Origin of the sequence: Streptomyces sp., assembly GCF_031181705.1 — a bacterium.
Taxonomy (GTDB): domain Bacteria; phylum Actinomycetota; class Actinomycetes; order Streptomycetales; family Streptomycetaceae; genus Streptomyces.
In genome coordinates, this window is the sequence record NZ_JAPSKN010000037.1 from 1 (window position 1) to 9349 (window position 9349).

General features: G+C 73.1%; 19 protein-coding genes. All 19 read left to right on the plus strand.

The window, feature by feature from the left end; genetic code table 11:
* On the plus strand, positions 1-216 hold a 216-nt coding region (locus RIN80_RS10360), incomplete at its 5' end, for a hypothetical protein (RefSeq protein ID WP_309095240.1).
* 5 nt (positions 217-221) lie between these two features.
* Positions 222-425 (plus strand): hypothetical protein, encoded by a 204-nt coding sequence (locus RIN80_RS10365; RefSeq protein ID WP_309095241.1) that lies wholly within the window; start codon positions 222-224, stop codon positions 423-425.
* Entirely contained in the window at positions 425-634 is a 210-nt protein-coding gene (locus tag RIN80_RS10370) for a hypothetical protein (protein WP_309095242.1), read from the plus strand. Before RIN80_RS10365 ends, RIN80_RS10370 begins: the two co-directional genes overlap by 1 nt.
* A gap of 76 nt (positions 635-710) precedes the next feature.
* Entirely contained in the window at positions 711-1307 is a 597-nt protein-coding gene (locus RIN80_RS10375) for a hypothetical protein (RefSeq protein WP_309095243.1), read from the plus strand.
* A complete protein-coding gene (locus tag RIN80_RS10380; protein ID WP_309095244.1) occupies positions 1304-1828 on the plus strand; it encodes a helix-turn-helix domain-containing protein in 525 nt (174 codons plus the stop codon). The genes RIN80_RS10375 and RIN80_RS10380 overlap by 4 nt, the downstream gene beginning before the upstream one ends.
* Positions 1829-2105: 277 nt before the next feature.
* A complete protein-coding gene (locus tag RIN80_RS10385) occupies positions 2106-2495 on the plus strand; it encodes a hypothetical protein (protein ID WP_309095245.1) in 390 nt (129 codons plus the stop codon).
* Between the two features lie 6 nt (positions 2496-2501).
* Positions 2502-3950: an HTH domain-containing protein gene (locus RIN80_RS10390; protein WP_309095246.1), complete on the plus strand. Its 1449-nt coding sequence runs from the start codon at positions 2502-2504 to the stop codon at positions 3948-3950.
* Between the two features lie 25 nt (positions 3951-3975).
* Positions 3976-4311, plus strand: a complete 336-nt coding sequence (locus tag RIN80_RS10395) for a hypothetical protein (protein ID WP_309095247.1) — start codon at positions 3976-3978, stop codon at positions 4309-4311.
* Complete coding sequence (locus tag RIN80_RS10400; RefSeq protein WP_309095248.1) at positions 4308-4847, plus strand: hypothetical protein; 540 nt, start codon at positions 4308-4310, stop codon at positions 4845-4847. Before RIN80_RS10395 ends, RIN80_RS10400 begins: the two co-directional genes overlap by 4 nt.
* Positions 4844-5206, plus strand: coding sequence for a hypothetical protein (locus RIN80_RS10405; protein WP_309095249.1), 363 nt, complete (start codon positions 4844-4846; stop codon positions 5204-5206). Before RIN80_RS10400 ends, RIN80_RS10405 begins: the two co-directional genes overlap by 4 nt.
* On the plus strand, positions 5203-5436 hold the full coding sequence (locus RIN80_RS10410; protein ID WP_309095250.1) for a hypothetical protein: 234 nt from the start codon (positions 5203-5205) through the stop codon (positions 5434-5436). The genes RIN80_RS10405 and RIN80_RS10410 overlap by 4 nt, the downstream gene beginning before the upstream one ends.
* 113 nt (positions 5437-5549) lie before the next feature.
* On the plus strand, positions 5550-6260 hold the full coding sequence (locus tag RIN80_RS10415; RefSeq protein WP_309095251.1) for a hypothetical protein: 711 nt from the start codon (positions 5550-5552) through the stop codon (positions 6258-6260).
* 26 nt (positions 6261-6286) lie between these two features.
* Positions 6287-6505: a hypothetical protein gene (locus tag RIN80_RS10420; protein WP_309095252.1), complete on the plus strand. Its 219-nt coding sequence runs from the start codon at positions 6287-6289 to the stop codon at positions 6503-6505.
* A 166-nt stretch (positions 6506-6671) separates the two neighbouring features.
* Positions 6672-7046, plus strand: a complete 375-nt coding sequence (locus RIN80_RS10425) for a hypothetical protein (RefSeq protein ID WP_309095253.1) — start codon at positions 6672-6674, stop codon at positions 7044-7046.
* Positions 7047-7202: 156 nt separating this feature from the next.
* A complete protein-coding gene (locus RIN80_RS10430) occupies positions 7203-7589 on the plus strand; it encodes a hypothetical protein (RefSeq protein ID WP_309095254.1) in 387 nt (128 codons plus the stop codon).
* Between the two features lie 163 nt (positions 7590-7752).
* Entirely contained in the window at positions 7753-8157 is a 405-nt protein-coding gene (locus RIN80_RS10435; protein WP_309095255.1) for a hypothetical protein, read from the plus strand.
* 227 nt (positions 8158-8384) lie between these two features.
* Positions 8385-8624, plus strand: coding sequence for a MerR family transcriptional regulator (locus tag RIN80_RS10440; protein ID WP_309095256.1), 240 nt, complete (start codon positions 8385-8387; stop codon positions 8622-8624).
* 163 nt (positions 8625-8787) lie between these two features.
* Positions 8788-9078, plus strand: a complete 291-nt coding sequence (locus tag RIN80_RS10445) for a hypothetical protein (protein WP_309095257.1) — start codon at positions 8788-8790, stop codon at positions 9076-9078.
* A gap of 17 nt (positions 9079-9095) precedes the next feature.
* The coding region (locus RIN80_RS10450; RefSeq protein ID WP_309095258.1) for an HNH endonuclease at positions 9096-9349 on the plus strand (254 nt) is incomplete at its 3' end.

A 9349-nucleotide genomic window follows, 5' to 3' on the forward strand; every position in this document is an offset into this window, starting at 1 on the left:
ACCGGCTGGAGCGCCCACAACGCCGACGACCAGGCCGAGCTCCTCGACGTCGACGTCCTCGCCGCCCCGGACCTGGTCGCGGACATCGCCATGCACTACGCCGAGCACGGTGTCGGCTGCGCGTGGGCGCCGCCGGCTGATCGCCGCTGGTCCGAGGCCGTCTACCTCGACGTCGCCCTCGGCCTGTTCGACGAGAGGGGCGGGTCCGGATGGTGATGATCATGCTCCTCGTGTTCGCCGTGCTGGTCGCCGCCTGGTGGGCCGTGGCCATCGTCGCCAACGAGCTGATCGGCCGCCGCTTCCGCGTCCCGGACCGCTGGGTCGTCTGGGTCGTGCCGGGCTGGCTGCCCACCTACGTCCGCCAGGACTACGCCCGGGCCCGCCAGGCCCTGGCCCGCATCCGCACCAGCACACCGGAGGACTGATGACCCACACCGGGATCGTCGTTGAGGCCGCGATCGACGTCCTCGCCGCCCGCCTCTCGCGCGAGCTGCCCGGCCTGGAGCAGGACGAGCTCCGCCGCATCGCCCGCGCACAGGCCAACGAGCTGACCCGCTCCGGATTCCGCGTCACGGTCCCGGTCGCGGCCGTCCCCACCACCGTGCGCCGCCTCCGGTCCGAGCGCACCACCTGATCCCCGGGCGGGCGGCCCGTGACCTGACACCGGCCCCGCCCGCCCGGCCACCACACACGTCATCTGGAGCACCACCATGCGCCGAACCGAGGCGTTGACGATCATCACGCAGGTCCTGAAGCAACCCGTCGACGACGTGCCCGCCGCCGACCTGATCTACGGCCGCGCCCTGGTCCCCATCGAGAACCCCGCTGCGGAGGCCCCGCAGCCGTGGGCCATGCAGGTCGACGTCCTCGCCCTGCAGATCGCCGCGCGGCTCCCCTTCACGGACGACTCCGAGCAGAGCCCGCTGGCCCGGGCCGAGGACGCCAAGCGCCGCCGGGACCTCGGCGGAGAGATCGCCGCCCTGGAGCAGGGACACACCGATCTCAACTCCGCACCCTGGTACCCGGCCCGGCCCGGCGACCTGGTCCACGTGCACTACGAGGCCGCCGGCGAGATGGCCGCGTTCGGGGAGACCTACCAGATCACGGCCGGGGCCGACGGGTTCCTCACCATGCAGGTGCTGTGCCACAGCCTGCCCGAGGACACCGAGTTCCTCGCCGACATGGTCGGCTGCTTCGCCATCGAGGACGACCCGGACCCCCTCATGGCGTTGTGGTTCGAGGCGGGCCCGCACCGGCTCACTGTCGTCCGGGACGGGCGGCCCGTCCACATCGGCGGCGCGCGATGACGCCGGCGTCGGCGCGTGATCTGCGCCGCGCCCGAGTGGCGCAGCTGCGCCAGGCTGAGCCACACCTGAGCCACCGTGAGATGGCCGAGCGTCTGGGCGTCTCCAAGGACACGGTGCGCCGGGACCTGGAGGCCCTGGACGCCGAAGCGGCGCAGAGTGCGCCACCGACCAAGGAGCCCTTGGCGCAGGTTGCGCCGCAGGTCAACGAGCCTGGCGCGCCGGGACGTGCGCCGGATGCGCCGGCTGCGGGCCTGCCGCGCAGGGTTGCTGATCCGCTGGCCGGGATGGACGTGAGCCAGTGGCGCGCGCTGCGCCGTGACCTCGCGGTGCTGGCGCAGACCGGGCGCAGCCCCGAGGCGCTGGTGCACCAGGCCGTCCTTTCCGTGGCGCACAGCTACCGCCAGGCCCTGGCCCGAGGTGACCTGCAGCCCGGGCAGCCCTTCCTGATCAGCTCCATGCAGCTGCGCCCGGCCGCGCAGCTGGCCGACCGGCCGGTGCCGGAACTGGCGGAGCGACCGTGACCGGGCCGGCCGTCCCGCCCCGCCCCCTTCCGGGGCGGCCGGTCCCTCCTCGGCAAAGCCGACCGCGCCAACGGCCACCTGAGTGCCAGGCCCCGACGGGCTGGCACTCCCTGACCCGCGCGCGCCTGTACCCGTCCGGCTGGCTCTGCGACCGACACAGCCCCTGGCACCGGGCTGGCCAAACCGATCCCACCGGCACCACCTGACGCCCGGATCACCCGTGCCGGGCCCCGCCTGCTGGGGCCCGGCACCACACCCGCCCCCTTGGGAGGACCAGATGACCGAATCGCTCATCAGAGCCATACCGACGCCCGCTGCCCTGGCCCCGCCGCCGCGGCCGCCGTTCGACCGCGAGCGCTGGGAGGACGACGTCCTCGCCAGCGAGCTGCCGGCGAACGCCCGCCTGGTCGCCCTGACCCTCGCGCGCTACGCGGACGCGTCCGGCCATCTGCCCGCCCACGGGCCGCAGACCGCGCACCGCCTCGGCGCCCGCACCAACCTGAGCGCCAAGCAGGCCCGCGTGTCGCTGTACCAACTCGAGCACGCCGGTTTCATCCGCCGCCCCAGCCTCAACACATGGCAGCCGCAGCAGCTCGCCCGGCCGGTCAACCTCGTCCGGCCCGTGGCCAGCACCGTCCCCGCCAGCGACGACCTCACCCAGAACTAGGACACCGTGCCGCAGCTGCCCGCCGCCGCCGAGCCCCGCCACAGCAGTGGCGGGGCCGGTGGCGTTGCCCGGGCAGCTGCCGACCTGCCGCCGTGGCACCGGCAGAAGGTGAAGGTCCCTCGGAGGATCTGGGGCAGCGGCCGCTACTCGCCCGGGGCCGTCGCCTACTACGCCCAGGTCGCCGCGCTCGCCCAGCGCTGCGAGGGCTGCACCGCATCGGTGGCCACCCTCGCCCGGTACATGGGCGACGCCAAGAGGACCGCCGAGCGGTACCTGGCCGAGCTCGCCGCGCCCGGCCCGGACGGCGCGCCCGAGCTGTTCACGGTCCGCCGTACGGGATCCGACGGCGATGGCGAGACCGCCGAGCGGCGCGTGCGGCCGGCTGGCCGCACCGAGCACTTCGCCTACGTCCCCGTGACGGCCGCCAAGGCCCTGCGTCACCCCCTGTTCGTCTTGTACTGCGCCCTCACCTACGCGACGGCCACCCGGACCCCGGTGACGGCCGCCGAGCTCGCCGAGCTCCTGGACGTCACCGAGCGCTCCGCCCGCCGCATGACCGACGAGCTCGAGGCCCTCGGCTGGATCACCGTGCACCGCCGCGCCGGCGCCCACGGCCGCCACGCCTACGAGGTCCACGACCACCCCCTGCGGCCCGTGGCCGAGCAGCCCGACCGACCGGACACAGATGGCGGATCGGGTGCGGGAGGAGATGGCGGATCCCTCGCGATCAAGGAAGACGCTGGACTGACTGACGAGATGACGGGGGCCGGTGGTGCTTTCCGCCGTAGGCGAGGTGACCGTAAGTGGGTCGCGCCGCCTGTGGATACCGCCGGTAACCACGTGCCCGACACGTTCCGGCCTGCGCCCGGGCCCCGTCCGGCTGACAGCGACCCCGTGACCCTCGACCCGCGCGTCTGGGCCGTCCTCGAGCCCGTACAGGACCTGCTGCCCGGGCTGAGGCCGTTCGTCCTGCGCCGTATCGCCCGCGAGGTCGCCCGCCAGCTCGACACCGGCGTACTCGCCGAGGACATCACCGACCAGCTGCGCCTGCTGCGGGCCTGGACCCCGCACGAGGACCTGCGCGACCCGGGCCGGTGGATCCTCGGCGCCGCCCTGCCCGCGCGCCCCGGCCCCTGCGGCCTCACCGACTGCGTCAGGGGGTTCATGCGCCACACCGGCGCCCCCTGCAAGGCCTGCGCCGACCACCGCACGCGCCCGAACCCCGCTGAGGCTCCGAGCCCGGCGCCCGCGCCACCACGCCACCCCGCTACGCCACCCCGCGCCACCCCCTACGCCAGGCCTTCAGCGCCCCCACCGAGCCGGATCGGCCCGCCACCTGACCCCGGCGGCTGGAGAGCCCTCGTCGCCCGCGAGCGGCCCCACGACGCCGCGCGGACCTACCGCCACCGCTGGACCGGCGATCACGCCCACCTGCTGCCACCCGACACCGCCTGACCTACCCGGAAGGAGCTCACCTGCGATGCCCTACCCGACCGCGCGCCCGCCCGCCCCCAACGGGCCAGGACACTGCCCCAGATGCCTGCAGGAGGTCCTGTGGTGCATCACCGCCCATCAGCGCACCCAGGCCGTCGATGCCACCCGCAACCCGAACGGCAACCAAGCCGTGCGCGTCGACCACACCGGCCGCTACCTCGTCCGCCAGCTCACCAAGGACCGGGGCACCCCCGAGGCCGGCGAGAACCTCCACATGCCCCACATCGCCACCTGCCCCGTGCCCGCACCCCGCCGCGCCCAGCAGCCCCCAGCCGGCGGCCGCGGCCGCCATGGCGTACGACCGCACCGGTGGCAGCGATGACCACGACCGACGACGCCATCGCCGAGCTCATCCGCGCCAACCTCACCGCCGTCGAGATCCGCACACTCACCGGCGTCGGCTACTCCCGCATCGCCCAGGTCCGCAGGGAACACCAGCTGCCCACCGCCCGCCCCGACAGGCCCTCACGCACCGTCGACGAGGCCCTCGCGCTGTACGCCGAACCCCACGGAGACGGACACGTTCGCTGGACCGGCCCCATGCGCGGCCGCGCCCCGGTGTTCGAGGCGCAAGGCCGCCGCTACAGCGCTCGCGAGGTGATGTTCCGCCGCCACCACGGCCGTGCCCAGCTCGGCAACATCCGCACCGCCTGCGCCGTCCCCGGCTGCATCGCCGGCGCCCACCTCGCCGACCGCATCGCCCGCACTCCCACCCCCACCAACCGGGCCGCAGCCATCACCCAGCTCATCGAACTCGGCGCCAGCGACTGGCAGATCGTCGCCCACCTGGACACCACCGTGGCCGCCATCACCCGCATCCGCCAGACCCACAACTCCACCCCAGGCAGGACCCCGTGAAGCCACCACCCCACGCCACCAGCCCCCGCCGCATCGTCGAGGACGCCCTCTGGGACTGGTGGACCACCACCGACCCCACCAAGCCGTTCGACCCCGCCGACGTCGCCGTACGCATCGACGAGTACCTGCACGACTCCGGCCTCACCATCGCCCCCAACCTCCGGGAGAACCGCGTGCCCACCAGACGCGCCATCGTCGGCACCGCCCTCGTAGCCCTGCTCTGCGCTGCCTCCGTCATCGCCGCGGCCGCCCGCGGCGAGTGGGGGTGGGCCGCCATCGGGTCCGTGCCCACAGCCCTGCTCACCTACGAGGTCCTTCGCGACCTGGGCGACCGCCGCCGAGGACGGGCCGCCCGGTGACACCCGCCCAGGTCTTCACCGTCGCCGCCATCGGCGGCCTCGCCGTCGTCGTCGGCCTGGTCGTCGTCGTCGCCCTGGGCGCCGGCCTGTACACCCTCATTGCCCGCATCATCGACCTGCGCGACGCCTACCGCGAACGCCGCGCCCTCGTCCGCCAGCGGGCCGCCGACCTCGCGACCCTGAATGCCATCAACGCGCTGCCCACCGCCCGCCACCCAGCCGAAGACTGATCCCGCTTCGCGCGCACGCGCGCCTGCGTTCCGCGTGCGCGATCGCAGGCGCGCGAGGCCCTCACCCCTACTCGCCAGTACCAATCGCATCACTCACCGCCGGAGAGCACCCCATGAGCATGTGCGCCGTCTGCCGCCGGGCGACCGAGGCCGGCCTGCACGCCTGCCCCCGTCACGCCGCCGAGCTCCGTGCCTGGCTGGCCGAGCTGCCCGCACAGGCACTCCTGCTGCAGCGGTTCCTCACCCCCGCCGGCGCGCCCGCCCAGGGCCGGCTCGGCGGTACCGGCCGCCCTACAGCGCCCGTCCCGGTCGACCTTCGGGTCCTCACCCTGCTCGGCCCCGGACACGCCGACCCCCGCAGCCCCGACGACGACGGAACCGTGCCCATCCGCGCGCTCCTCGGCGCCTGGGCCGGCCACATCGCCTACACCTACCCGTCCGTCGCCCGGGACCGCCACGGCACCGCCCACGTACGGCCGTGCGAGCAGGCCTGGCCATGCCACGGCGAGACCATCACCGGGTGGTGCACCTGGCTCACCCGATACCTGCCCTACGCCCTTGCGCATCCCTGGGTCGGCGAGATGCACCGCCAGCTCGGCGCGCTACTGGACCGCGTCCGCGACCTGACCCACGATGTCCCGCACAGCCACCCGCAAGGCGCGCCCTGCCCGCAGTGCGGCGCGTTCGCCCTGGTGGCCGTCGACGGCCTATGGGGGATCACGTGCGAGGCCTGCGGCCACCACCTCGAGCCCGACAGCTACACCGAGCACGCCGCAGCTTTCCTGCAGACCCACCAGAGCACCACCGACGGCGCGGCCGCCTGAGCCGCACCCCGAGAGAGGATCACCCCATGTCCCACGACCGTGTGCCCGTCCGCGTCCTGCTGCTGTTCGGCGAGGAGGCGGAGATCGTCGCCGACGTCCCGCCGTCGGAACGCAGCGAGCCCGCCCGCTACCCGGCCGCCGAGATCGCCGCAGCCATCGGCGTGCCCGTGAGCGACCTGCCGGGGAAGCGACTGACAGCCGACGTCGACGACGACGACCGGCTGTCCGGCTGGCAGCTGGCGTAGCAGCACCCACGGCCCCCGGACCCCTGTAGGCCCGGGGGCCGACCTCCTCCGAAGGGTGTTGCAATTCTAGAAGTGAGTGCTGTAAAGTTAGACGTGTCAGGGAGGCGGAGGTGAGAGCCCGCACCTGGCAGCCAGTTGAAAACTCCACAGAGGAAGGACAGTCACCATGGCTGACCGCAACGACGAGACCATGGGGGCCCTGGCCCACGTGATCTCGGTGGTCTACTCGCTCCTGGTCGACGTGTGCCAGATGCTCCCCGTCCCGATCGGCCTGCCGACGGACCGGAACGTCCCCGCCACCAACGCGGTGCCCGCAATCGAGCGGGCAGCGGCACTCGCCAAGGATCAGCCGATGGGTGAAGCCCAGGAAGCGCAGCTGGTCGTCGGCTGCATTCACCTCCTGGCGGCCATCGACCTCTACGCCCTGTGTGCGGCGAGGTACACGGACATCCGGGCTGACGCGGTTGGGCTGAACCTGGCCCACGCCGAGGAGTCGCTGAAGCGCCTGAGCGCCTGGCTCGCACCCCGAGCGGGCGACTGACACACCCCGCCCCCGGCAGCCAGCCGGGGGCGTTCCTCTTTCCCGCGCAGGGGTGTTGCAATCTTAGAAGTGAGTGCTGTAAAGTTAGACACGTCAGGGCGGGGGGTGAGAGCCCCGGATCTGACAGCCAGTTGAAAACTCCAGAGAGGAGACGTCGTGGCAGACCACGACAAGGAGCGGTTCCTGATGCTCGCCGAGGCCGCCGTTGGAGCCTACGCCTACGTGGCCGGGCTCCTGGCCGACCTCCCCGTCCCCATCGTCCTGCCGGACCTGGTCCAGGCGGTCGACGGGGAGCCCACCGAGTGCCTGATGGCGCTCAGCCGGGCGCGCAAGCTCATCGAGGACGAGCCGATCGAGGAGGACCACAAGCGGGCCTACGAGCACATGGTGCTCGAATGGTTCGCCGCCTACGAGATCCTCGCCCTCACCAAGATGGCAGGACCCGCCCCCTGGCGACTGGACGTCGTTGAGTACGCACTCAACCGGCTCGTCTCCTGGATCGAGATGATCGAGGACGGCGACTTGGGTGACAGCCAGTCGTAACCCTTCCGCCCGCCCCGGCAGCCAGCCGGGGCGGGCACCCTCTCCTCCTGGGATCTTCAACCCACAAGCGCACACAGAAGGGGCCGACGCTGACCCCAGCAAGCTGAGGGTGAGAGAGCGTCGGCCCCGCCAGTTGAACACTCCGCAAAGGAGATCCGCCCCAATGGTAGACGCACCCCGCCTGATCAATCCCGAGATCGCCGAGGCCTACGACGTGAGCCTCCACACCGTGACCAAGACCTGGGCCCGACACCCCCAGTGGCCCGCCCCCGTCGACAGGCGCGGCCGGTACAACGAGTACAGCGCCCAGGACATCGCCGACTTCGTCCGGGACCACGTCGCCCGTCAGGCCCCCGCCCTAGAGCCCACGCGCCTCTACACCGCCCGCCAGCTCGAGGCCGCCGGCGTCGGCATCACCGCATCCACCATCCGCGCCGACCGCGCCCGGGGCCGCTGGCCGGCCCCCGACGACACCGCAGGCGGCGTGAACCGCTGGACCGGCGCCACCGCGACCGAGGCCCTCGAGGGCCGCCGCAGCTACCGCAAGAGTCCCGGCCGAGAGAAGTGAGCCCCGAACCGCTGTCGCACCCCCGTGCCACACTGACGCCGACACGCACACCGACTCCCGGTCGGCGCTTCACACGGCCCGCCCCGCACCCCAGCAGGGCGGGCCGACGCGCGCCGCTGGACAAAGATCGCTACCTAGCGTCACACTCTTGCCAGCAGAACACGTGTGCCCATACAGCCCCGGAGCCGCCGACGCCCGGGGCTTCCGCATGAGGCCAGGGGGTGACCATGGACCACCTCACCACCGCTGAAGCCGCCCAGCTCGCCACCACATGGCGGCGCCTCGTCTCCGCCGGCGCCGCCGCCGTCCAGCCGGCCACCATCCGCCAGTGGCGCACTCGCGGCCACCTCGCCCCCTGCGGCCTCGACGACCGCGGCCACCCCGTCTACAACCGGACCGACCTCGCCCGCGCCGAACTCGCCACCCGGGCCCGCGCCCTGCGCCTGGTCGACACCGCCACCCCATAGCCCCCGCTGCCCGGCGGGCGGCGAGCCCCCGCAGGCGCCCCAACGCCGCGGCGCGGGCAAGCGCCGGGCAGCGGGTCACGTCACAGAACAGACACGCACTGCGCACGCAACGCACACGGCGCGGCATGATGCCCCCTCAGCACTGAACGTCCTTGGGGGGACCATGCGCACCCGCACCGCACTCACCGCCGCCCTGCTCGCCCTCGCTGCCTTCACCGCCGGCTGCGGCAAGTCCGACGCCGAGAAGCAGGCCGACTGCGAGAAGGCGCTCACCTCGGCGGCGACCAAGACCAACCGGCCCGACGCCTGTAAGGACCTGAGCCAGGAGGACTACGAGACCCTCCTCATGGGCTGGGCCCTGAACAACGCCATCGACGACATGCCCCAGCAGGATCAGGACCTGCTGGACAAGTACGACGACGGTGAACTCAACGAGAGCATCGGCGGCAACTAGACCCAGGGAGGGCGCCCGTGACCGGCAACCCCCGCAACGGGCGCCCCTACCGCAGACTCTGCGCCCAGCAACGCGCCCTCGGCCTGCCCTGCTGGCGCTGCGGCCACCCCATCGACTACAGCCTCACCGGCTACGCCGCACAGCGCAGCCGCTGGGCCTTCACCCTCGACCACGCCATCCCGCTGAGCCTCGGCGGTGACCTCCTCGACCCCGCCAACGCCCGCAGCGCACACCGCCGCTGCAACTCGGCACGCGGCAACCGCATCACCCA

Bases quoted from the DNA above. Each gene is read 5' to 3' on its own strand.
- RIN80_RS10365 (WP_309095241.1), top strand. From the start codon at position 222: ATGCTCCTCGTGTTCGCCGTGCTGGTCGCCGCCTGGTGGGCCGTGGCC.
- RIN80_RS10370 (WP_309095242.1), top strand. From the start codon at position 425: ATGACCCACACCGGGATCGTCGTTGAGGCCGCGATCGACGTCCTCGCC.
- RIN80_RS10375 (WP_309095243.1), top strand. From the start codon at position 711: ATGCGCCGAACCGAGGCGTTGACGATCATCACGCAGGTCCTGAAGCAA.
- RIN80_RS10380 (WP_309095244.1), top strand. From the start codon at position 1,304: ATGACGCCGGCGTCGGCGCGTGATCTGCGCCGCGCCCGAGTGGCGCAG.
- RIN80_RS10385 (WP_309095245.1), top strand. From the start codon at position 2,106: ATGACCGAATCGCTCATCAGAGCCATACCGACGCCCGCTGCCCTGGCC.
- RIN80_RS10395 (WP_309095247.1), top strand. From the start codon at position 3,976: ATGCCCTACCCGACCGCGCGCCCGCCCGCCCCCAACGGGCCAGGACAC.
- RIN80_RS10400 (WP_309095248.1), top strand. From the start codon at position 4,308: ATGACCACGACCGACGACGCCATCGCCGAGCTCATCCGCGCCAACCTC.
- RIN80_RS10415 (WP_309095251.1), top strand. From the start codon at position 5,550: ATGAGCATGTGCGCCGTCTGCCGCCGGGCGACCGAGGCCGGCCTGCAC.
- RIN80_RS10420 (WP_309095252.1), top strand. From the start codon at position 6,287: ATGTCCCACGACCGTGTGCCCGTCCGCGTCCTGCTGCTGTTCGGCGAG.
- RIN80_RS10425 (WP_309095253.1), top strand. From the start codon at position 6,672: ATGGCTGACCGCAACGACGAGACCATGGGGGCCCTGGCCCACGTGATC.
- RIN80_RS10435 (WP_309095255.1), top strand. From the start codon at position 7,753: ATGGTAGACGCACCCCGCCTGATCAATCCCGAGATCGCCGAGGCCTAC.
- RIN80_RS10440 (WP_309095256.1), top strand. From the start codon at position 8,385: ATGGACCACCTCACCACCGCTGAAGCCGCCCAGCTCGCCACCACATGG.
- RIN80_RS10445 (WP_309095257.1), top strand. From the start codon at position 8,788: ATGCGCACCCGCACCGCACTCACCGCCGCCCTGCTCGCCCTCGCTGCC.